Here is a 20610-nt window from a genome sequence, read left to right as displayed (position 1 = left end):
GTTTACACGTTGTAAGTGAGCAGTCCGAACCTGTCTTCAACGCAGTATTTTCGAGCGCGGCAGTTTTCACGGGGCACGAATAAGTCACCGCCAGGAGACACCCAATGCCCATTGCGAATGCAACATCAGCGACTTCGGTCGCCGACCCGACCCAAGCGCTCTACCACAAGATCACCTGGAAACTGATCCCGTTCCTGTGCTTCTGCTATCTGGCCGCGTACCTCGACCGGATCAATATCGGTTTCGCCAAACTGCAGATGCTCGACCAGTTGCACTTCAGCGAAACCGCCTTCGGCCTGGGTGCCGGCCTGTTTTTCGTCGGTTATATCCTGTTCGAGGTGCCGAGCAACCTGGTGCTGGAACGGGTCGGGGCGAAAATCTGGATCGCGCGGATCATGATCACCTGGGGCCTGCTCTCGGCCTGCACCATGCTGGTCACGTCCACCACGCAGTTCTACATCCTGCGTTTCCTGCTCGGCGCCGCGGAGGCCGGTTTCCTGCCAGGCGTGCTGTTCTACCTGACCACCTGGTTCCCGACCCACCGACGGGGACGGATCATCGCCCTGTTCATGATCGGCCTGCCGCTCTCCAGCGTGATCGGCGGCCCGCTGTCCGGCTGGGTGATGGGCCATTTCGACCAGGTCAGCGGCCTGCGCGGCTGGCAGTGGCTGTTCCTGATCGAAGCGATTCCCAGCGTGCTGCTCGGCATCCTGACCTTCTGGGCGCTGCCGAACCACTTCCGCCAGGCCAAATGGCTGAGCGAAGACGAGAAAAATGTACTGGAAAACGAGCTGCGGGCCGATGAGGCCAGCAGCCCGGACAGCAAGCAGCATTTCCGCGACGGTTTCTTCAACCTGAAGGTGTGGATGCTCGGCGGCATCGATTTCTCGATCCTGCTCAGCGCCTATGCCATGGGTTTCTGGATGCCGACGTTCATTCGCAACGCGGGCATCACCGACACCTTCCATATCGGCGTACTGACCGCCTTGCCGAGTGTCGCCGCACTGCTGGGCATGCTGTTGATCGGCGCCAGTTCCGACCGCCACCGCGAGCGCCGCTGGCACATCATCGTGCCGTTCTTCATCGGTGCCGCCGCCATGGCCACCAGTACGTTCTTCACCCATAACGTGGTGGCGACCGTGGCGCTGTTCGCCATCGCCTCGGCGGCAATCATCGGCGCGGTGCCGGTGTTCTTCAGCCTGCCGGCGACCTTCCTCAAGGGCACCGCGGCGGCCACCGGCTTTGCCCTGGCCTGCTCGGTGGCGAACATCGCCGGACTGGTGAGCAACTCGCTGATGGGCGTGGCGATCGACCTGACCGGCAGCAGTGCCGGTGCGCTCTGGTTCTTCGCCGGCTGCCTGATCCTGAGCAGTTTCCTGGTGATCGCACTGCCGGCCAAACTGGTCAATCGTTAAGTAGTCACTTACCTGCCGATGGCGTTTCCAGGCGTCGGCAGGCATGCTGGACTACCGCAAGACAACAACAACTCATTGGGGCAAATCAACATGCAACGCTTTCTCAAGGGCTGCGCGCTGGCGCTGGCTGTCGGCTTGTCGGCCGGTTCGCTGCAGGCGGCTGAAAAAGTCATTCTCGACACCGATTTCAACGTCCTCAACGACGACGGCCAGGCCTTTATCATGCTGGCGCAACTGCACGCGCAGAAGAAGATCGACCTGCTGGGGATGACCCTGGTCAGCGGCAATGCGTGGGTCGACCAGGAACAGGTCGATGCACTGAAGGCCGTCGAGCGCATGGGTGTGGAAAAGGAAATCGGCGTCTACTCCGGCGCGGCGTATCCGCTGCTGCATGACTTCGCGACTTATCCACAGGAGAAGGCGATGTTCGGTGCCGGCTGGCCCGGCGCGTTCAAGAACCCGCGACCGACCTCGGCCACGCAACTGGTGGCGCCACCCGATGGCATGGCGACCCACACCCAACTGCGCAGCGAAACCGCCCCGCAGTTCATTATCGACAGCGTGCGCAAGAATCCTCACGAAGTAACCCTGCTGGCCATCGGCCCGTTGACCAACCTGGCCCTGGCGATCCGCCAGGCGCCGGATATCGTGCCGCTGATCAAGCGCATCGTGTACATGGGCGGTGCCATCGAGATCCCGGGCAATACCACCCCGGCCGCCGAGTTCAACTGGTGGTTCGACCCGGAAGCGGCGCGGATCGTCCTGCGCTCGCCGATCGAACATGTGATCTTCCCGAACGATGTCTGCGAGAAAGTCACCTTCGACGCCTCGGTCTACAAGCGGGTGATCGCCGCCAAGGGCGCGGTGCCGGAACTGTACAAGAGCGTGTTCGGGCCGGAGTTCGCCAAGGACCCGGGCTACCACAGCTTTACCTGGGACAGCCTGCCGGCACTGTTCCTGACCGAGCCTGGAATCGTCACCGAATCGCGCGATATGTGGGTCGACGTCGACACCCATTTCGGTCCGGACTACGGGCGTGCCCTGGGTTACAAGAAGAACCCGCCGGTGGGGACGCAGAAAGCCAAGGTGGTGTTCGCGGTGGACCAGAAGAAATTCTGGAACGACTACGTGTCGCTGGTGACCCTGCCGACGCCGGTGAAAAAACCCTAGTCGACACACTCGTTCCCACGCACGGCGTGGGAACGGGCTTGCGCTCAGAAACGCAGACGCCAGCGTCCGTTGCGGCGCAGGTCGACCACTGACAAGGGCTCGATATCGATCGCGTTGAACGAAGCCGGGCCAGCCTGCAGTGCATGCAGGATGGCCGCGCGGATCACGAAGGGATGGGTCACGACGACAAAATGCCCGTCCTCGTGAAAACCGTCGAGCCAGGCTCCGACCCTCGCACACAGCGCCTCCACCGATTCGCCCGCCGGCGCTGCCACTTGCGGCTGGCTGACCCAGGCCGCCAGCGCCTCGGGATCGCTTTCCTGCAGATCCGCCAGGGCCAGGCCCTGCCATTCGCCAAAGTCGTAATCCCCCAGTTCCGGAACGATCTCGATCTCGCTGCCCAGGGCCTCGGCCGTCTGCCAGGCGCGGGTCTCCGGCGCACTGAGAATCCGCACCGGCTTTTTCAGCCGCGCCGCCAGCTCGGCAGCCTTGGCCAGGCCCTTGGGTTCCACCGGCTCATCCAGCGGAAAACGCCCCAGGCGCTGGGCCTCGGTGCGGGCATGGCAGACAACACTGAGCCGGATCGGCATATGGAATTTTCTCCCGTTACGCCTCGCGGGGGATTACACTCCGCGAGCACTTGTATCAATTTGTTACAAGGAAGGAAGCCGGTGGAAACCCGGCACGGTTGCGCCACTGTAATCGCATTCAAACGGTCTGTACGAGTACTCGCAAGGCGGCCTGAGGGTCGCACAGGCGATTATCGTACAGAGCATAGATGCCGAGAGTCAGACCCTTCCACGCACACTCCACTTCTCAGACCGGACGCACAATCCCTGGAGATTTTTCAGATGGCCAGTACCGCAACATACGATACTCCCGGCTCCATATCGATCCCCACCATTCCCCTCGGCGAACTGCTGCCCTGGGCAATCTTCGGCGGCCTGCTGCTGATGCTGGCGATTTACTTCGTCGGCGCGGAACAGGGCGCGACCTCGCTGATCTCCGGCATGTACGTGCATGAGTTCGTACACGATGGCCGTCATTTGCTCGGCTTTCCCTGCCACTGATCTCGAGAACTCATCATGACTGGATCACTTCTGCTGCGCGGCATGCTCGTGGGGCTCGTAGCCGGCTTGCTGGCGTTTGGCTTTGCCAAGGTCTTTGGCGAGCCGCAGGTCGACAAGGCCATTGCCTTCGAAGAAAAAATGGACGCCATGAAGGGCGAGGCGCCTGAACCCGAGCTGGTCAGCCGCGAAACCCAGAGCAGCATCGGCCTGCTGACCGGGGTGCTGGTCTACAGCGCGTCCATGGGTGGCCTGTTCGCCCTGGTGTTCGCCTATTCCCTGGGCCGCGTCGGTCGCATGGGGCCGCGTGGCCTGTCCGCCCTGCTGGCACTGGCCGCCTTTGTCGCGGTGATTTTCGTGCCGGAACTCAAGTACCCGGCCAACCCGCCGTCGGTGGGCGACCCGGATACCATCAAGCAGCGCACCAAGCTGTTCTTCCTGATGCTGGCGGTGTCGATCGCGGCGATGGTGATCGCGATCAACCTCGGTCGCAAACTGATCGCCCGTCACGGTGCCTGGACAGCCACTCTGGTCGGTGCCGCGCTGTATATCGTGATCGCCGCCGTGGCCCATTACGCGTTCCCGGAAATCAATGAAGTGCCGGCGGACTTCTCGGCCGTGGTGCTGTGGCAGTTCCGCGTCGCCGCCCTGGGTATCCAGCTGGTGCTGTGGACCACCCTCGGCCTGCTGTTCGGCTGGTTGACCGAACGCGCCCTCAAGCGCCAGGGCCACTACGTGCTCGGCTGATCGGACCAGGCGACTGCATTACAAAAAAGGAGCCGGCTGCCCCCGGCTCCTCCGTGCCAAACCCCTCTGTACCGGCTATTGTTGCCCCACGTCCTCTCGCATCATCCTCACCTGTTTCCGCCATCAAGGTACTGATCGATGTCATTTCCCCACCTGAAAAAAGCCCTGAATACCCTTGTCCTGCTCGGCGCTTGCGTCGCGGCCGGTTCCGCGTTCGCCCATGCGCACCTGAAAAGCCAGACCCCGGCGGCGGACAGCACCGTCAGCGCCCCGAGCGAATTGCGCCTGGTGTTCAGCGAAGGGGTCGAAGCCGAATTCAGCAAAGTCGGGCTGAGCAGTGACGGCGTCCCGGTCGCAGTGAAAAGCATCGTCACCGATCCGGCCGACAAGAAAACCCTCATCGTGACCCCGGCCGCCCCGCTGAAGGCCGGCGACTACAAGGTCGAATGGCATGCGGTCTCGGTCGACACCCACAAGAGCGAAGGCAACTACGGCTTCAAGGTGGGCAACTGAATTCATGCAAAGCGCCATGGTCCTGTGCCGTTTCCTGCATTTCACCATGGTCCTGTCGCTGTTCGGGGCCTGTCTGTTCAGGCCCTTGCTGCTCGGCCCGGCACCCTGCGCGGTCCTCGACCTGCGCCTGTCGCGGGCCAAACGCTGGATGGCCGGCCTGGCCTCGCTCAGTGCGATCGCCTGGCTGCTGCTGACCACCGCCGGCATGACCGGCGATGGGGCCGACGCGTTCCACCTCGGCACCCTGCAGTTGGTGCTGGGCAGCACTTTCTTCGGCAAGGTCTGGAGCTGGCACCTGGGGTTCGGCCTGCTGCTGTTGATCGGCCTCCGGGCCAATACCTCTCCCCGGCTCAATCTTCTGCTCGCCTTCCTGCTGCTGGCGACCCTGGCTCCGGTCGGCCACGGCGCGATGCTCGACGGCCTGGGTGGCCGGCTGCTGATGTTCAACCAGTTGCTGCACCTGAGCGGTGTCGGTGCCTGGATCGGCGGACTGATGTTGCTCGCCCTGGTGCTGGGCAAACCGGCGGAACATGACATCGACCGGGTGCTGCGCCGGTTCAGCAACCTCGGCTACCTGCTGGTCGCCACGATCATCGTCACCGGGATGATCAACGTGCGCGTGCTCACCGGTGCCGTCTGGCCGACTCCGCTGTTCAGCGGCTTTGCCCTGATCCTGTTGATCAAGGTGCTGATGGTCGCGCTGATGCTGGGGCTGGCGCTGTTCAACCTGGTGATGAGCCGGCGCGGACACTTCAGCGTCCTGCGCCGCAGTGTGACGCTCGAATGGCTGCTGGGGCTGGGGGCGATCCTCGCGGTATCGCTGCTGGGCACATTGCCGCCGATGCTGATGGACTGAAGCCGCTTCGGTTACTGCTCGCGACCAGCGCAAACCGTCCGGGACTTTCAGACGGCCGTTGGTAAAAAACCCGTGTCAAATAGTCATCTATATGAATTGATCAGGTATATTCCTTCCAACCGCGTAACAAGATATTACAAGAAGGGGTTTCCGTTGGATCTTTCACATGCCGCGTGGCTCGCCCACGACACCCGCCTGATCATCTGCTGCCTGCTGGCCATCGCCACCATCATCGTGCTGATCAGCCTCACCAAGTTGCCGCCCTTCCTGTCCATCCTGATCGGCACTTTTGTCGCCGGGCTCGGCGCGTCCCTGCCGCCAGAGGAAGTGGCCAAGGCGTTCAGCAAAGGCGCTGGCAGCCTCCTGGGCGAAGCCGGGATCATCATTTCCCTGGGCGCCATGCTCGGCGCGCTGATGGCCGAATCCGGGGCCGCCGATCGCATCGCCTCGACGTTGCTGCGCCACGCCCGCGGCAAGTCGCTGCCCTGGGTGATGGCGCTGGTGGCAATGATCATCGGCCTGCCGCTGTTCTTCGAAGTCGGCCTGGTGCTGATGGTGCCGATCATCTTCGTGATCGCCCGGCAATCCGGCCAGCCGCTGCTCAAGGTGGCGATCCCGGCCCTCGCCGGCATGACCACCCTGCACGCGCTGATGCCACCTCATCCGGGGCCGCTGATCGCCGTCAGCGCCCTGCACGCCGACCTCGGCATGACCATGCTGCTGGGTTTGTGCATCGCCATTCCGGCGGTAATGCTCGCCGGCCCGGTGTATGGCATCTGGCTGTCGAAGCGCCTGGATGTGAAGGAACCGGCGGAACTCGGCGCCCTGTTCACGGCGAAGGTCGAGACCCGGCGCAAGCCGAGCTTTGCCGTCTCGCTGCTGATCATTCTGTTGCCGGTGCTGTTGATGCTCGGCAGCACCCTGGCGAAAGTCGCCATGGCGCCGCAAAGCAACCTGGCGATCACCCTGAAGTTTCTCGGCGAACCGCTGATCGCCCTGGGCCTCGCGGTGATCGCCGCGGTGATCTGCCTCGGCTGGTCGATCGGCATGGCCCGCGACCAGGTCGGCAACGTACTGCGCAAGAGCCTTGCACCGATTGCCGTGCTGTTGCTGACCATCGGCGCCGGCGGCGGGCTGAAGCAGACGCTGCTGGAAGCCGGGATCAGCGACACCATCAGCAAGGTCGCCACCGGCGCGAACATGTCCTACGTGCTGCTGGCCTGGCTGATCGCCGTGGCCTTGCGTCAGGCGACGGGTTCGGCCACCGTGGCGACCACCACCACCGCGGGCATCCTGGCCCCGCTGATGGCGGGCCTGGCAACCACCCAGAGTTCCCTGGTGGCGCTGGCCATCGGTGCCGGCTCGGTATTCTTCTGCCACGTCAACGATGCCGGCTTCTGGATGGTGCGCGAGTACTTCGGCCTGCAACTCAAGCAGACCATCTGGGTCTGGTCGGTACTGCAGACCATCGTCTCGGTGGTCGGGCTGATCGGCACGCTGCTGTTGTGGCAGTGGTTGCAATAAACATCGGCCCAGGTTGAACCCGATTCCTGCAGGAGCCGGCTTGCCAGCGATGGCGGTGGTGAATGTGACATCGCTATCGCTGGCAAGCCAGCTCCTACAGGTTTCGCGGGGTTTTCAGGATCGCTGTTCAGTCCTGCGAATAGGCGAAGTTCTTCAACACTTCGCCGTCCATCCGGTAGCGCACCCATTCACTCTGGGGTTGCGCGCCGATGGACTCGTAGAAGCGGATCGCCGGCTCGTTCCAGTCCAGCACACTCCACTCCAGGCGTCCGCAGTCGTTGGCACAGGCGATCTTCGCCAGATGCCGCAAGAGCTTCCTCCCCGCCCCGGCGCCGCGTTGTTGTGGCGAGACATAGAGGTCTTCCAGGTACAGGCCATTGCGCCCGAGCCAGGTCGAGTAGCTGAAGAAAAACACCGCGAAACCGACCGGTTCGCCGTCCCGCAGGCAGATCAGGCCGTGGGCCGTGGCGCCTTCGCCGAACAGGCTGCGCTCGATGTCGACGACACTGGCGATCACTTCGTGACGCGCCCGTTCGTAGTCCGCCAGTTCGGTGATAAAGGCCAGGATCTGCGGCGCATCGCTGGGCCGGGCTTCGCGTATTTCGAGGGACATGGGCGCTTCCGGAATCAATGGAGACGCCCATGCTATTCGGATTGTGTTGCCGCTTGAATCATTTCAACGAAAATTCGTTCGCAACAGCAGGCAGGCCAGCAGCGTCAGGCCGAGGATCAGCCCTGCGCCCACGCCCATCCCCAGCAGATGGGCCAGCAGCGCGCGGCTGGCCTGCCCCTGCTCGTCACGCCCGTCCATGACGCCGGCTCTCGACACCGGGTTGGGCCAGGTACAGCACTTCGTAGGCCTCGCTGGCACGACTGCGGTCCGGATGACCTGACGACAGGGTGATGCGCACCAGCCGCCAGCTCGCGGTATCCAGTGCCAGGAAGACCGCGAAGGTATCTTCCTGGCGTAGAAGAGCCTGGTTGCGCTCGATCTCGCTTGCCAGCAACCGGGCGCGATCGGCTTCCGGGTCGACCGCCAGTTCTTCGCGGTACAGCGCCCGCGCCTCAAGCGCCGTGCCCAGCTGGAAATCCAGGGGCAACCAGGCCTCGATCTGCGGACGACCAAACGAATCGATCACCTTCTGGAACCGCTCATCCATCAGGAAGGCAGCGGCGGCGGCCGGATCCGACCACAGGTAGACCGACGCATACTGGTTGGCCGAGGCACCGAAGACGCCGCGCTCCCGGGCGATAAAGGCCTTGAACAGCAGGCCGCGGGCATCGTCCCAGAGCGGTCCGAGTTCAGCGGCACGGCGACGGATCAGATCCATGTCGTAGTTGGCGGGCAAGCGGTGGGAATACTGTTTGGCAAACATGATCGCGCTCCTTGGGAAAAACCGGCTGTGGAAAACCTGGAGCCAGCTTGCGCAAGGTCGATGATTACAACAAGATATCTACCGATATATGTGTGATAAGAGGTAGATATGACAGACATCAGCAGGCCTCTCGATATCGACACCGTCCAGGCCTTTGTCCTGATTGCCGACTTCGCCAGCTTCACCCGCGCCGCCCAGGCACTGGACACCTCCCAGGCGGCCATCAGCCTGAAGCTCAAGCGTCTGGAGGAGCGCCTCGGTTATCGCTTGCTCGAGCGCACGCCACGGCATGTGCGCCTGACGCCTTCCGGCGAGCAATTCATCCAGGCGGCGCGGACCCTGCTCCAGGCCCATGAACGCGCCCTCGGCGACATGAGCGCGCCGCCGAGCCGACGCTTGATCATCGGTATCAGCGATCATGTCGCCGGGCCCGACCTGCCGGTGCTCCTGAGCAGACTGGCCCATTACGATCCGTTGCTGATCATCGAGGTGCGCATCGCATCGTCCCGGGACCTGAGCGCGTCCTTCGACCGCGGCGAGCTGGACGCGGCCATCGTGCGCAGCGAGGGCGACCGCCACGACGGTGAAGTGCTGGTGGTCGAGCGCTTCGGCTGGTTCGCCGCGCCGACCTGGCAGCATGTGCCGGGTAGCGTACTGCGCCTGGCAACCATGGCCGCGCCGTGCGGCGTGCGCCACCTGGCGGTACGGGTGCTGGACGACGCCGCAATTGCCTGGACCGAAGTGTTTATCGGCGGCGGCGTCATGGCGGTGGGCGCGGCGGTCAGTGCCGGGCTCGGCGTCGCCGCGCTGGCAAGGCGGGTGGCTCCGGCCGGTGCTGTCGAAGTCGGCGAACAGCTGGGACTGCCGGCGTTGCCGGTGACCGAAATCATCCTGCATTCACGGCCCACGGACGCCCGCTCCCAGGAGACACTGCGGGCCTTGAGCGCGGCGTTCCGGGGTGTGCTGGAGCGTTGACCGCGCGGCAAGGGTTGATGTGGGTCCGGTAACTTCCCGAATCCAGGTCACTACATCAATCCGACGTATACGAGGCCCGTACAGACAGGGAAAACTCATCCCCGGAGAAAATCGAAAACACTTGATAGCCAAATGCCTTCATGATTTAAAGGCCGGGCCTGAAAGATGTCCGGAGCGGCGAACACGTCTTTGCCGCGGCGCACCTGAGTAGGGAATAACTCGAGTTCAAGACCAAGGAGCATTCAATGCGCTTTATCCATTTGTGGCTGCTGGCCGCCGCTGCACTGCTGGGCGGCTGTGCCGGCAACCCGATGCAGGTAGTCCCCACGCAAACCATCCCGACCGCCGAACCGACCGCCGCCCAGGTGGTGTTCATGCGCTCGTCGTTCGTCGGCAAGATCATCGATGCCTCGCTGTATGACGTCACCGGCGGCCAGACCCGGTTTATCGGAATCATGGCCAACGGCAGCAAGATCAACTACCCGACCACCCCGGGCAAGCACACCTTCATGGTGGTCTCCGAAGCCGCCGACTTCCTCGAGGCCGACCTGGCCCCGGGCAAGACCTACTACAGCGTCGTGACGCCACGCATGGGTGCCTGGAAAGCCCGCTTCTCACTGTGGCCGGTCAGTAGCGACAGCAAGGCCGAGTTCAGCACCGGCAGCAAGGACGTCACCGATCTGATCAAGAACACCGAACTGGTCGACAACTCGCCGAAATCGCTGTCGTGGTTCGAGAGCAACAAGGGCAGCGTAGAAGAGAAACGCGCCGATTACTGGCCGGTCTGGCAGCAGAAGAGTCCCGAGGACCTGGCCAAGCGTACATTGCACCCGCAGGATGGCATCTAGTTGATCGCCCCTGGCGACCCATTGCGGAACGCTTGAAAAAAATCGGCCGGACTCCCGTTGGGAGCCCGGCCGATTCATTGCTGCAATCGATCGCGGAAATGGCGCTAGATCAGCAGGAACAACGCCAGCAGGCCACCGAAGATCGCCCACTTTTCCAGGTAGTAGCGGGTGCGATTGGTCTTCTTCAGCGCCTTGCCGCGCAGGCGGATGCCGTACAGTTTGGTGAAGGCTTTGTTGATCCCGCCGGTCTTGTCGCCGTCGCCATTGGGCGCCGCGGCAGCCGCCATCACGTTACGGCTGAACCAGCGGTTGAACGCCGCCGCCCAGCGATACCTCATCGGCCGCTCGATATCGCAGAACAGGATCACGCGGTCCTTGTCGGTGGTGTTTTCCGCGTAGTGGATAAAGGTCTCGTCGAACATCACCGGCTCGCCGTCGCGCCAGTGGTAGTTCTGGCCGTCGACGTTGATGTAGCAACCCGCGTCGTTCGGCGTTTCCAGCCCCAGGTGGTAGCGCAGCGAACCGGCATACGGATCGCGGTGACGGACCAGCTTCGAACCCGGCGGCAATTCGGCGAACATCGCCGCCTTGACCGTGCCGATGCCGTTGAGCAGCTCGGTGGTACGCGGGCAGAGCTCCAGGGCGGAGGGATGGTTGTCGCCGTACCATTTCAGGTAGAAACGTTTCCAACCGGTCTTGAAGAAGGAGTTGAAACCGACGTCGTCGGGCCGCTCGGATTTCTTGATTTCACCCGCCCGCAGCAAGGCCAGGGCCTCCTCGCGGATCGCCTGCCAGTTGTCCTGCAGCGGCTTGAGTTCGGGGAAGTCCGTCGTCTGCAGGTACGGTCGGCTGGGGATCTTCGAAAACAGGTAGAGGAAGCAGTTGATCGGTGCCAGGAAGCTGGAGTGGTCGCTCAGTTGGCGACCCAGCTTGTGCCGGACTTTACCGCGCAGGTGTACATACGCGATGGACAATACGTAAACAGCAATGATGATGAGTTTCACGGGCGTCGTCACAGAAGTCGGAGAATACGCTGACTTCACCCGACCACCAGCCTTGGAGCAGAGCCTCCGGAGGCTGGGTATCGAGAAAAGTAGCCAACGTACTAGGGTAGAACAGCCGCTGCCGTGGTTTCCAGCACTTCCTACTTAAGCAGAAGACAAAAGCGCAATCTATTACAGATTTTTCTTACATCTTTACGACTTCAGCCCCGCGACCAGGACATCTACTTCGTCAGCACCCGGCGAGGTTGCCGGCCCCCAGCGGGTCACCGCCAGGGCCGCCGCCGCATTGGCGCGAAGGGCTGCCTGGGCAGCATCGAGCCCCGCCGCCAGCCCGGCGAGGAACACGCCGGAATGAGCGTCGCCGGCACCATTGGTATCCACCGCCGTCACCTTGAAGCCGGGGATATGCCGGCGCTCCCCGTGCCGGCTGATCCAGCAACCGTCCGGGCCGTCGCGCACCAGCAGCAGGGCACCGTCGGACAGACGCCGCGTCAGGCTGTCCAGGGAGCCGGCAATATCCACGGCGCCGGTAAAGCGCAGGGATTCGACACTGTTGCTGGTCCAGATATCGATACGCGGCAGCAGGGCCGCCATGGGTGCCGAGTCCGGCGCGTTGACCAGCGGCCCCGGATCGAACACCACCGTCACTTCCCTCGGCAAGGCCAGCACCCAGTCCAGCAGCGCCTGCACCTTGTCCGGGTATTGCAGGCTGTAGCCGCTGACATAGACATAGTCGTCGGCCTGCACCGCAACCCGCGCCAGATCGGCGGCCGAGAGCCCGCCTTCGGCGCCGATATGGGAAATGAAGGTGCGCTCGGCACTGGCTTCGGTCAGGGAGACGCAGAGCCCGGTGTCCTTTTCCTTGTCGCTGTCGAGGGCGATCTCGACCCCTTCCGCCACCATCGCCTGACGGGCCAGTTCGCCGAAGCGGCCGTTGCCGTGACGACCGAGGTAGACCACCGCCAGGCCATTGCGCCGGGCGGCGGCCATCACATTGAAACCGGCACCGGCTTCGAAGCTGGCGGCATTGGCCAGGGCGTCACCGCCACTGACCGGCAACTGGTCGAGGGAAATGACCAGGTCAACCATGACCTGGCCGGTATGCAGCAATCTAGCCATTGGCATTCTCTACAAAGGCCGCACGACGATCCGCCGCGCCGCCGAGCAGGCCGTAGATACCGCCTGCAACGAGGAAAGTGACGATCCAGCCCAGGCCGTTGTGACCCAGCCAGGAATCGGACAGGAAACCACGGAACCAGATGTTCTCCGCCGTGGTGCCGATGGTGGTGAAACTGAAACCCAGCACGATGGCTACGGCCCAGGCACCGAACGCACGCCATTCCACACCCCCGCGATACCAGTAGGCGCTGGTCGGACTGACGTCCAGCAGGTCCTTGGCGCTGTAGACATGGCGATGCAGCAGGTCGACCACGAAGATCCCGACCCAGGCGGTGATCGGCACGGCCAGCAGCGAGATAAAGGTGATGAACGGGCCGTAGAAGCTGTCGGCGATCAGCATGAAGTAGATGGAGCCGGCGAAGATCGCCACGATATCGACGATCACCGCATGCACGCGCTTGACCCTCAGGCCGAGGGTCAGGGTGGTCAGGCCGGCCGAATACACCGAGAGGTTGTTCGACAGCAGCAGGCCGCCGAATGCGGTGATCAGGTACGGCACCGCCATCCAGGTCGGCAGCATGTCGCGGATCGCGATGATCGGGTCGGTGGCTTGTGCCAGGTCATGGTTGCCCACCGACAGCAGGCCGCCGAGGGTGATCAGCAGCACCAGCGGGATACCCGCACCGAAGGCCGCCGAAGCGACGAGACGCGCAGCCTTGACGCTCTTGTGCTGGTAGCGCGACATATCCGCCCCGGCGTTGGCCCAGCCGATGCCGGTGCCCGCCGCCATGGTACCGATACCGATGATCATCGCGCTCATCGGCGCCGGCGTGGCGTTGAACACCGCGCTCCAGTCGATGGTGGCGCAGAGGAAGCCGCCGACCAGGATATTCAGGGCGCCGAAGACGTAGGTCGCCCACTTCTGGATCACCAGCAAGGTGGCGTGGCCCAGGCCGGAAACCGACAGGGTCAGCAACACGAAGATGGCGATGAACAGCAACGTCAGCGCGGGTGCGCTCTTGGCTTCGACCGGCGAGTGGAACAGGATCGAACACAGCGACAGCAGCACAAAGGCCGCCGTGGTCGTATTGACCGTTTCCCAGCCCAGGCGCGACATCAGCGAAACGATGGTCGGGCCGATATTGCCACGCACCCCGAAGATCGCCCGCGACAGCGTCAGGCTCGGTGCCCGGCCGCGGCGACCGGCGATGGAGATGACCCCCACCACGGCGAAGGAGCCCGCCGCACCGATGATGGCGACAATGATCGCCTGCCAGATCGCCAGGCCGCGAAAGGCCACCAGGGTCGCCCCCAGCGGCAAGCCGAGAATACTGATGTTGGCGGCGAACCAGACCCAGAACAGCTGCAGAGGATGGCCGTTGCACTCCGCTTCGGGAGCCGGTTCGATACCGCGGGTTTCCAGTTGCCCGGCACTTTGCCCGGCGTTTGATGAGGTCATGGTGTTCAGCTCCTGATGCCATTGTTGTGGTTGTGGGCAGTGCGGAAGGCGTAGTGAAACCCGGGCCACTCCGGCCCCCTTCTTCTGCAGTCCGTTGCGTTTTGTTTATTCAGGCGGTGCGCAGGGCGATCAACCCTTGAACCAGTGGAACCAGTTCCAGCCCGTTGACTTCGATGATCTGTGCGATCAGTTCGGGCGGCCAGCACTCCAGGCCGTCGCAGGCGCCGAGCATGGCGCCGAGAATCCCGGCGATGGTGTCGGTGTCGCCGCCGATACCGGCGGCCAGGCAGGTCGCGTCGAAGGCGCTCAGGCGCCCCTCGGCCACGCGCTGGGCCAGGGCAAAGGCGACCACCACCGACTCCTGGCTGGCGACGGAAGTACCGACCACGTCATAGAGCAGATCGGCGAGATCGGCATCGGCGCAGTCAGCGCTCAGTTGCCGGGCCCAGCGGATGCGCGGACCGATGCGACCACCGGCAACCCAGTGGCCATGCTGTTCGGCGGCGAAGGCGATCTCGGTGCCGACCTCCAGCGCCTGCGCCAGGCTCTTGCCGTTGATCCCGCTGGAGATCACCGCGGCCACGGCGGCGGCGCTGGCGATGCCCAGGTTAGTGTTGTGGGTGACCTGGCAAGCCTGCACCACGGCCTTGAGAAAACGCCCGGGCTCGGCGATATCGGCGGCAATGCCTACCGGCGTGATACGCATCGCCGCGCCATTGGTGGTGCCGTAGCGTCCGGCCTCTTCAGGGCTGTGACCGGCGAGGATCATTTCGATCGCGCGCTTGGTCGACGGCCCCAGCAGGTCCTGGGAACCCTTGGCCTGCATCACCGCTTCCCAGGCGATCAGGCGCTCGGCGAGCACGGCCGGCTCGATATGGCCCTGCCCGTCGATCAGCAACTGGCCGACCAGGATCGCCTGTTCCGTGTCGTCGGTAATGGAACCGGCGGGCATGTTCGGCGCAATCGGCTGGTCCGGACCGGCGTCCACCAGGGTGCGGATGCTGCCGAAGCGCGCCTGGATCTGGCTACGACTCAATGACTGGGTCGGCATGCCGAGGGCGTCGCCCAGGGCCAGGCCATAGAATGCGCCGAGGGCGCGGTGCGTCGGGGTCATGTCGGGTTTCCAAAAGCCAGGTGCAGGCGGAAATGCAAGGGATCGAGCAGGCTTTCGACCTGTTCCATGAAACGTCCCTGTTTGTCATAGGTGGTGCGCAGGGCCTTGAGGAACACGGTGCCCACGGGACGCCCAAGCAGCTCGGCGTCCTCTGCGCCGAGGGGTTCGGCACCGATCCACTGGTCGCCACGCTCGCCGATAAAGCCGTGGGCGGCCAGGGTGATGGTCAGGGAGTTATCGATCAGGCCGGTTTCGGGCAGGCTTTCCAGGCCGCCGCTGGCCGGCATCAGGGAATGTTCGAGGGAGACCACGACGCCTTCGGTGTTGCGCCGCCGCCGGTCGAGGGCGATGAACCGGTCAGTGCCGTAGCGACTGAGCAGGTCCGGACGCTCCACGGCCTCGAAACGCAACACTTCGGTGTTGATCAGCGCACCGGTGTCGGCCAGGGCCTGGGCCCAGCCCGCGCGCTGGTCGAGCGCGATGCCGTCATAGGTGACGATCGAGCCGACGCCGCTCTGGGTGGCGATGTAGTTGCGCCGCTTGAGCTCGGCCAGGGCCTCGCGCAGCGTGCCACGGCTCACCGAGAATTCTTCGGCCAACTGATGCTCGCCCGGCAGCAGAAAGCCGTCTTCGAGAAGACCGCTTTCGATGCGCCGGATCAGCTCATCGACCACCCGTTTTTTCTTGTCAAATCGAACATGTCTAATCATGTACAAATTGATAACCGAAACAGGCTTGTCGGTGCAAGGGATTTATTTTTCCAGGGGATGAATGGTGGAGCCCGATATCAGGGTTCGAGGCCGATGGGGAAAAACTCGCCGCCACTCCACACGCCGAGCCAGGACTGGCCGTCGATCTGCCGGGTCACCGCCAGCTCCACCAGTTGGTAGAACAGATTGCGGTGGATCAGCGCCTCGAGATTGCTGCGTACGTGGACATACGGCGTCGGCTCCTGGCTGACGGGATCGATCAGCACCCGGATCGGATGCTCGGCCCCAGCCGTCACCTGTTCATCGACGTAGGTGGTAAAACGCAGTTGCTGCGTCTCGCCCTGCCCTTCGACCTCCAGGGTTACCGCGACAAAAGGCGCGTCATCGACCTTGATGCCGACCTTTTCCACCGGAGTGATGAGGAAATAATCGTCGCCGTCACGACGCAGGATGGTGGAGAACAGCTTGACCATCGGCTTGCGCCCGATGGGCGTGCCCAGGTAATACCAGGTGCCGTCGCGGGCGATGCGCATGTCGATATCGCCGCAGAAGTCCGGGTTCCACAGGTGCACCGGCGGCAGGCCCTTTTCCGTGCCCTTCCCGATCAGAGAAATTTGCGCCAACAGATCATCGGCCTTGCCTGGCTCACTCATGCTCACTCCGAAATGACTTACTGATCGCTCAAGCCCAATAGACTACGCGCATATTCTGCCAGTGGCTTGGCGATCAGGTCCTGCGGCTTGTTGTCGTGGAACGTCAGTAAACCGCCACGACTCTTGATCCGGGCGGTATCGATCAGGTACTGGGTGCTGGTCTCGATCAGCATGATCTGGATAACGCCACTGTCGATCCCCAGGCGATCGACGGCTTCCTGGTCGGCCCACTCGTCGTAGTTGCCGATCCGGTCGTCAGCCTTGGCGAAGCGGGTGTACAGCAGGTAGTGGGCACCGGCGGAGCGGGCTTCGGCCATGGCCTCGTCGAGACCGACAGGGGCACGGGCGCGGCGAACCATCGGGAAGTATTCGACAAAGCCGTTGAAGGCCTCTTCGGCCACCACGTTCGGCCGTGGATAGGCGCTGCCAGGCGGGGCGAATGCGCCCTGGGCAATGTAGATGAAGGAGTCCGGCTGAATGCGGAACGAGTGGATCCGGCGCGTATCGCTATGATCGAGCAATCCCGCATCGCTCATCTGATAACGAGCCCCTTCTCCCAGATCGCTGACTTTCATGCAGCCGCCCAGCACCAAAAACGCCAGCAGCATAACCAGGCTACGCATCCTATCCTCCAAAGGCCGGTGACGGAAAACCGGCGAATAGCCGCGTGATGCAGCTTCCGCGCCAGATCGGCCTGGCAAGCGGGTTGAGTCTGTGGGAGCGGGGTTTGTGTGAGACCGTGGAACTGCGGGAGCACTGTGGCAACTGTGGCGAGCTCTGTGGCATCGAGGCTCTGTGGCAACTGTGAGCTCTGTGGCATCGAAGCTCTGTGGCAACTGTGGGAGCGGGCTTGCCCGCGAAGAGGCCCTTGAGGTCGCTAGAAGCTTCGCGGGCAAGCCCGCTCCCACATAACCCGCTCCCCCATAGCTCACTCCTGCATAGCCCGCCCTGCAGTAAGCCCGCTCCCAGCAAGGCACCGCGACATGACTAGCCGCCGATGATTTTCATCACCGTCGCACCGCCGGAGAAGGCCACTTCCTGCTTGTCGCCCAGGGCCTTGACCAGCAGCCGCTGCAACGCCGGCAGGGCTTCGTGACGCGGCTTGTCCAGCAGATCGCCGACGTAATGCCGGTTGCTCGACGACAGGCAGCCATGTAGCCAGCCCGTCGAGGACAGGCGCAAGCGCGAACAGGTCCGGCAGAACGGCACGCTTTCGTTGGCAATCACGCCAAAATAGCCTTGCCCCGGAATCTCGTAGCGCACCGCGGTCGCGTCGACCGGCGCATTGGCCTGCAGGTATTCATAGCGCTCGCCGATCAATCCCAGCAACTGCTGGAGGCTGACGAACTGCTGAAGGAAGGCATTGTTGTCGCTGGCCAAGTGGCCCATGCGCATCAACTCGATGAAACGCAGCTCGTAACCCCGCTCCAGGCAGTAGTCGAGCAGCGGCATCACCTGATCCAGGTTCTGCCCGCGCAGCGGCACCATATTGACCTTGATCTTCAGCCCCGCGGCCCGCGCCTGATCCATACCGTCGAGCACGCTGGCCAGATCGCCGCCACGGGCAATGCCGCGAAAAGCCTCGGGATCGAGCGTATCGAGGGAAACGTTGATCCGCCGGATCCCGGCATCCACCAGCAACGGCAGCTTGCGCGCCAGCAACTGGCCGTTGGTGGTCAGGCTGATATCACTCAGGCCCAACTGGCCCACCGCGCCCATGAAGGTTTCCAGCTTGGGACTGACCAGTGGTTCGCCGCCGGTAATACGCAGGCGTTCGATTCCGGCCGCCTCGATCAGGTAGGCAACACCCCGCGCCATGGCCTCGGCCGACAATTCATCCTGGGCAGCCACCAGCCGCTTGCCGTTGGGCACGCAGTAGGTACAGGCATAGTTGCAGGCGGATGTCAGGCTGATGCGCAGATTGCGAAAACGCCTGCCTTGACGGTCAACGATCATGGAACACTCCGGCGATGGACTCTGGCACAAGCTAAAAGTTGACTTGAAAATCAAGTTTTAGCAAGTCCTATCCGTAGGAGCCGGCTTGCCGGCGATTCAAGCGATGCGGAATTCAAGCCGCACCGCGCTATCGTTCTTCGCCGGCAAGCCGGCTCCTACAGGACCATCACCAGTATACCGCGCCGGTCAGGCTACCGGCGTATCGGTGTCGCGCTTGCGCTTGTTGCCCATGCGCACGCCGATGTCCATCAGGAACTGGAAGAAACCTTCCTGATCCTCCAGCACATTGCTCCAGAACGGCGAGTGGTACAACGCGACCGCGCCATGCACCAATGCCCAGGCCGCGCAATAGTGGAAGTACGGTGGCACGTCCTCGAGCTTGCCTTCGCTGATGCGGCCCTTGATCAACAGGGTCAGGCGTTCGAAGTTGGAGGCGCGGATCTTGTGCAGTTCCTCGACCATTTCCGGAACCTGGTGGCCCTTGACCACCTTCTCTTCCAGGCGATCGAACAGCCGATAACGCTGCGGGTCGCGCATGCGGAATTCGAAGTAGGCGCGGGACAGTGCTTCCTTGTCCTTGTCGACATCGGCCGAGTGCAGCAATTCGTTCAGGTCGCGCTCGTAGTCGAGCATCAGGCGCAGGTAGATCTCCGCCTTGGACTTGAAGTGCTTGTAGATGGTGCCTTTGCCGATACCGACGGCATCCGCGATCATCTCGACGGTGACACTGTCTTCACCCTGTTCGAGGAACAGCTTTAGCGCGGTATCGAGAATTTCTTGCTCGCGGCGACGAAACTCACGGACCTTACGGGGTTCTTTATGCATAAGAAAAGGTCTGTAGGGGCAAAATCGAAGCCAACTATTATGCCTGAGCCGCGCCAAATTGCACGAATCATCCGAAGCTTTTCGTTTTCACTGTCGACGAATCAGGCCCTACTGGTCAAAAAATCTTCGCCCAGGTCACGGAGCGTCGCACTCAGACAAGCCCCGAAGCCCGTGACAAGCAATGAGAACTCAACCGAAGCGGCGGTATTCCAAATCTGTTTAAAAAATGAGCAGGGCTGACTGGACGTGACGCGATACTGGCCAATACTTGAAGTGTCGGCGCGACATCTCCCCCAAGTGACGCGCTGATAAAGGTGCCAAGGGACCGCGCGCCTTTGTTTTACTCCTAATGGTCTTAACCCGGATTCACCCCCCCAGAACCCGGGTTTTTTTTGCCTGCGATTTGACCCCTCCCCCGCAAGCCCCTTGAACCTTGCGAAGCCGGCAGCGACGCCATTGCCGGCAAGCCAGCGCCCACAGTCCGGCTCAGGAACTCACATGCGCCAGCGGGAACAGCCGCTTGAAGTTCTCGGTGGTCTGGTGGGCGAACTGCTCGTAGGGAACTCCGCGTAGCATCGCCAGGTAGTCCGCCACATCGCGCACGTATTGCGGCAGGTTCGGCTTGCCCCGGTGGGGAATCGGCGCGAGGTAAGGCGAATCGGTTTCCACCAGCAGCCGATCGGCCGGCACCTGCCGGGCCACATCGCGCAAGGCATCGGCGTTGCGGAAGGTCACGATCCCCGACAGCGAGATATAGAACCCGAGGTCCAGGGCCGCGCGGGCCATGTCCCAATCCTCGGTGAAACAGTGCAGCACGCCGGCCTGGGGCAGCTGTGCTTCGCGCAACAGGCTCAGGGTATCGGCGCGGGCGCCACGGGTGTGGACGATCACCGGCTTGCCGGTCTTCTGCGCCGCCTGCAGGTGCAGGCGGAAAGACGCCTGCTGCACCTCGGCCGCTTCCGGCTCGTAGTGATAGTCCAGGCCGGTTTCGCCGATGGCCACCACGCGCGGATGATCGAGCTCGCGCAACAACCAGTCGAGGGCCGGCGTCGCCTCGGGCTTGACGTCCAGCGGGTGCACACCGACCGAACAGTCGACATCGGCATAACGCTCGGCCAGCGCCTTCACGTCGGCGGCGTTATCGGCGCTGACACCGATGCACAGGAAGTGCCCGACCCCGCGCTGGCGCGCCGCTTCGAGGGCGGCATCCAGGGAACCCTGGTGTTCGGCGAGATCAAGACGGTCGAGGTGGCAATGGGAATCTACAAGCATGGGATAG

The 20610-nt window shown here is 63.1% G+C and carries 23 protein-coding genes; 9 read left to right on the top strand and 14 right to left on the bottom strand.

Annotation, left to right across the window (positions count from 1 at the left end):
- The first annotated feature begins 104 nt into the window (after positions 1 to 104).
- Positions 105 to 1415, top strand: a complete 1311-nt coding sequence (locus KI243_RS08865) for an MFS transporter (protein ID WP_017126433.1) — start codon at positions 105 to 107, stop codon at positions 1413 to 1415.
- A 90-nt stretch (positions 1416 to 1505) separates the two neighbouring features.
- Complete coding sequence (locus KI243_RS08860) at positions 1506 to 2585, top strand: nucleoside hydrolase (protein WP_042935401.1); 1080 nt, start codon at positions 1506 to 1508, stop codon at positions 2583 to 2585.
- A gap of 44 nt (positions 2586 to 2629) precedes the next feature.
- On the opposite strand, the gene KI243_RS08855 is transcribed toward KI243_RS08860, so the two are convergent.
- Positions 2630 to 3175: a histidine phosphatase family protein gene (locus tag KI243_RS08855; protein WP_017126431.1), complete on the bottom strand. Its 546-nt coding sequence runs from the start codon at positions 3173 to 3175 to the stop codon at positions 2630 to 2632.
- A 261-nt stretch (positions 3176 to 3436) separates the two neighbouring features.
- Here KI243_RS08855 and KI243_RS08850 point away from each other — a divergent pair, with 261 nt between their 5' ends.
- The 5 genes from KI243_RS08850 to KI243_RS08830 all read left to right on the top strand — a co-directional run bounded on the left by KI243_RS08850 (position 3437) and on the right by KI243_RS08830 (position 7292).
- Positions 3437 to 3655: a CbtB domain-containing protein gene (locus tag KI243_RS08850; RefSeq protein WP_017126430.1), complete on the top strand. Its 219-nt coding sequence runs from the start codon at positions 3437 to 3439 to the stop codon at positions 3653 to 3655.
- 15 nt (positions 3656 to 3670) lie between these two features.
- Positions 3671 to 4399 (top strand): CbtA family protein, encoded by a 729-nt coding sequence (locus KI243_RS08845; protein ID WP_103033034.1) that lies wholly within the window; start codon positions 3671 to 3673, stop codon positions 4397 to 4399.
- A gap of 138 nt (positions 4400 to 4537) precedes the next feature.
- Complete coding sequence (gene copC / locus KI243_RS08840) at positions 4538 to 4912, top strand: copper homeostasis periplasmic binding protein CopC (protein WP_017126427.1); 375 nt, start codon at positions 4538 to 4540, stop codon at positions 4910 to 4912.
- Positions 4913 to 4916: 4 nt separating this feature from the next.
- Positions 4917 to 5768 (top strand): copper homeostasis membrane protein CopD, encoded by an 852-nt coding sequence (copD, locus tag KI243_RS08835; protein WP_017126426.1) that lies wholly within the window; start codon positions 4917 to 4919, stop codon positions 5766 to 5768.
- Between the two features lie 153 nt (positions 5769 to 5921).
- Positions 5922 to 7292 carry a gluconate:H+ symporter gene (locus tag KI243_RS08830; protein WP_017126425.1) on the top strand — a complete coding sequence of 457 codons (1371 nt, stop codon included), beginning with the start codon at positions 5922 to 5924 and terminating at the stop codon, positions 7290 to 7292.
- Positions 7293 to 7419: 127 nt separating this feature from the next.
- On the opposite strand, the gene KI243_RS08825 is transcribed toward KI243_RS08830, so the two are convergent.
- The 3 genes from KI243_RS08825 to KI243_RS08820 form a co-directional block, all read right to left on the bottom strand.
- Positions 7420 to 7905, bottom strand: a complete 486-nt coding sequence (locus KI243_RS08825) for a GNAT family N-acetyltransferase (protein WP_017126424.1) — start codon at positions 7903 to 7905, stop codon at positions 7420 to 7422.
- A gap of 63 nt (positions 7906 to 7968) precedes the next feature.
- Entirely contained in the window at positions 7969 to 8103 is a 135-nt protein-coding gene (locus KI243_RS33060; RefSeq protein WP_017126423.1) for a hypothetical protein, read from the bottom strand.
- On the bottom strand, positions 8090 to 8668 hold the full coding sequence (locus KI243_RS08820; RefSeq protein ID WP_017126422.1) for a DUF4865 family protein: 579 nt from the start codon (positions 8666 to 8668) through the stop codon (positions 8090 to 8092). The genes KI243_RS33060 and KI243_RS08820 overlap by 14 nt, the downstream gene beginning before the upstream one ends.
- A 108-nt stretch (positions 8669 to 8776) precedes the next feature.
- On the opposite strand from KI243_RS08820, the gene KI243_RS08815 reads away from it, so the two are divergent.
- Positions 8777 to 9643 (top strand): LysR family transcriptional regulator, encoded by an 867-nt coding sequence (locus tag KI243_RS08815; RefSeq protein WP_017126421.1) that lies wholly within the window; start codon positions 8777 to 8779, stop codon positions 9641 to 9643.
- Positions 9644 to 9888: 245 nt separating this feature from the next.
- The gene (locus tag KI243_RS08810) at positions 9889 to 10491 is read left to right on the top strand and encodes a hypothetical protein (RefSeq protein ID WP_017126420.1); all 603 of its coding nucleotides are present in this window, start codon (positions 9889 to 9891) and stop codon (positions 10489 to 10491) included.
- A gap of 104 nt (positions 10492 to 10595) precedes the next feature.
- Here the strand turns inward: KI243_RS08810 and lpxO are convergent, their stop codons facing one another.
- From lpxO to KI243_RS08760, 10 genes are all read right to left on the bottom strand, one after another.
- Positions 10596 to 11495, bottom strand: coding sequence for a lipid A hydroxylase LpxO (lpxO, locus tag KI243_RS08805; protein ID WP_042935399.1), 900 nt, complete (start codon positions 11493 to 11495; stop codon positions 10596 to 10598).
- A 192-nt stretch (positions 11496 to 11687) separates the two neighbouring features.
- On the bottom strand, positions 11688 to 12614 hold the full coding sequence (locus KI243_RS08800; protein WP_103033033.1) for a PfkB family carbohydrate kinase: 927 nt from the start codon (positions 12612 to 12614) through the stop codon (positions 11688 to 11690).
- Positions 12607 to 14073 carry a cytosine permease gene (locus KI243_RS08795; RefSeq protein WP_177085128.1) on the bottom strand — a complete coding sequence of 489 codons (1467 nt, stop codon included), beginning with the start codon at positions 14071 to 14073 and terminating at the stop codon, positions 12607 to 12609. The genes KI243_RS08800 and KI243_RS08795 overlap by 8 nt, the downstream gene beginning before the upstream one ends.
- Positions 14074 to 14182: 109 nt before the next feature.
- Complete coding sequence (locus KI243_RS08790; RefSeq protein ID WP_177085131.1) at positions 14183 to 15187, bottom strand: ADP-ribosylglycohydrolase family protein; 1005 nt, start codon at positions 15185 to 15187, stop codon at positions 14183 to 14185.
- Complete coding sequence (locus KI243_RS08785; protein WP_178992429.1) at positions 15184 to 15897, bottom strand: GntR family transcriptional regulator; 714 nt, start codon at positions 15895 to 15897, stop codon at positions 15184 to 15186. Before KI243_RS08785 ends, KI243_RS08790 begins: the two co-directional genes overlap by 4 nt.
- Before the next feature lie 77 nt (positions 15898 to 15974).
- The gene (locus KI243_RS08780) at positions 15975 to 16550 is read right to left on the bottom strand and encodes a DUF1285 domain-containing protein (protein WP_212810698.1); all 576 of its coding nucleotides are present in this window, start codon (positions 16548 to 16550) and stop codon (positions 15975 to 15977) included.
- Positions 16551 to 16567: 17 nt separating this feature from the next.
- The gene (locus KI243_RS08775; RefSeq protein ID WP_017126413.1) at positions 16568 to 17173 is read right to left on the bottom strand and encodes a DUF4823 domain-containing protein; all 606 of its coding nucleotides are present in this window, start codon (positions 17171 to 17173) and stop codon (positions 16568 to 16570) included.
- A 364-nt stretch (positions 17174 to 17537) separates the two neighbouring features.
- The gene (locus tag KI243_RS08770) at positions 17538 to 18506 is read right to left on the bottom strand and encodes a radical SAM protein (protein ID WP_017126412.1); all 969 of its coding nucleotides are present in this window, start codon (positions 18504 to 18506) and stop codon (positions 17538 to 17540) included.
- Positions 18507 to 18692: 186 nt separating this feature from the next.
- Positions 18693 to 19331, bottom strand: coding sequence for a TetR/AcrR family transcriptional regulator (locus tag KI243_RS08765; RefSeq protein ID WP_017126411.1), 639 nt, complete (start codon positions 19329 to 19331; stop codon positions 18693 to 18695).
- Positions 19332 to 19817: 486 nt separating this feature from the next.
- Positions 19818 to 20603: a TatD family hydrolase gene (locus KI243_RS08760; RefSeq protein ID WP_017126410.1), complete on the bottom strand. Its 786-nt coding sequence runs from the start codon at positions 20601 to 20603 to the stop codon at positions 19818 to 19820.
- Positions 20604 to 20610 lie beyond the last annotated feature (7 nt).

This window comes from Pseudomonas sp. Ost2 (genome assembly GCF_018326065.1).
Taxonomy (GTDB): domain Bacteria; phylum Pseudomonadota; class Gammaproteobacteria; order Pseudomonadales; family Pseudomonadaceae; genus Aquipseudomonas; species Aquipseudomonas gingeri.
This window is presented reverse-complemented; position numbering and strand designations above follow the sequence as displayed.

Coding starts and splice junctions, on each gene's coding strand:
- KI243_RS08865 (WP_017126433.1), top strand. CDS start 105: ATGCCCATTGCGAATGCAACATCAGCGACTTCGGTCGCCGACCCGACC.
- KI243_RS08785 (WP_178992429.1), bottom strand. CDS start 15,897: ATGATTAGACATGTTCGATTTGACAAGAAAAAACGGGTGGTCGATGAG.
- KI243_RS08845 (WP_103033034.1), top strand. CDS start 3,671: ATGACTGGATCACTTCTGCTGCGCGGCATGCTCGTGGGGCTCGTAGCC.
- KI243_RS08825 (WP_017126424.1), bottom strand. CDS start 7,905: ATGTCCCTCGAAATACGCGAAGCCCGGCCCAGCGATGCGCCGCAGATC.
- KI243_RS08855 (WP_017126431.1), bottom strand. CDS start 3,175: ATGCCGATCCGGCTCAGTGTTGTCTGCCATGCCCGCACCGAGGCCCAG.
- KI243_RS08860 (WP_042935401.1), top strand. CDS start 1,506: ATGCAACGCTTTCTCAAGGGCTGCGCGCTGGCGCTGGCTGTCGGCTTG.
- KI243_RS08765 (WP_017126411.1), bottom strand. CDS start 19,331: ATGCATAAAGAACCCCGTAAGGTCCGTGAGTTTCGTCGCCGCGAGCAA.
- KI243_RS08815 (WP_017126421.1), top strand. CDS start 8,777: ATGACAGACATCAGCAGGCCTCTCGATATCGACACCGTCCAGGCCTTT.
- copC (WP_017126427.1), top strand. CDS start 4,538: ATGTCATTTCCCCACCTGAAAAAAGCCCTGAATACCCTTGTCCTGCTC.
- KI243_RS08780 (WP_212810698.1), bottom strand. CDS start 16,550: ATGAGTGAGCCAGGCAAGGCCGATGATCTGTTGGCGCAAATTTCTCTG.
- KI243_RS08760 (WP_017126410.1), bottom strand. CDS start 20,603: ATGCTTGTAGATTCCCATTGCCACCTCGACCGTCTTGATCTCGCCGAA.
- KI243_RS08790 (WP_177085131.1), bottom strand. CDS start 15,187: ATGACCCCGACGCACCGCGCCCTCGGCGCATTCTATGGCCTGGCCCTG.
- KI243_RS08775 (WP_017126413.1), bottom strand. CDS start 17,173: ATGCGTAGCCTGGTTATGCTGCTGGCGTTTTTGGTGCTGGGCGGCTGC.
- KI243_RS33060 (WP_017126423.1), bottom strand. CDS start 8,103: ATGGACGGGCGTGACGAGCAGGGGCAGGCCAGCCGCGCGCTGCTGGCC.
- KI243_RS08795 (WP_177085128.1), bottom strand. CDS start 14,073: ATGACCTCATCAAACGCCGGGCAAAGTGCCGGGCAACTGGAAACCCGC.
- KI243_RS08820 (WP_017126422.1), bottom strand. CDS start 8,668: ATGTTTGCCAAACAGTATTCCCACCGCTTGCCCGCCAACTACGACATG.
- KI243_RS08810 (WP_017126420.1), top strand. CDS start 9,889: ATGCGCTTTATCCATTTGTGGCTGCTGGCCGCCGCTGCACTGCTGGGC.
- copD (WP_017126426.1), top strand. CDS start 4,917: ATGCAAAGCGCCATGGTCCTGTGCCGTTTCCTGCATTTCACCATGGTC.
- KI243_RS08850 (WP_017126430.1), top strand. CDS start 3,437: ATGGCCAGTACCGCAACATACGATACTCCCGGCTCCATATCGATCCCC.
- KI243_RS08770 (WP_017126412.1), bottom strand. CDS start 18,506: ATGATCGTTGACCGTCAAGGCAGGCGTTTTCGCAATCTGCGCATCAGC.
- KI243_RS08800 (WP_103033033.1), bottom strand. CDS start 12,614: ATGGCTAGATTGCTGCATACCGGCCAGGTCATGGTTGACCTGGTCATT.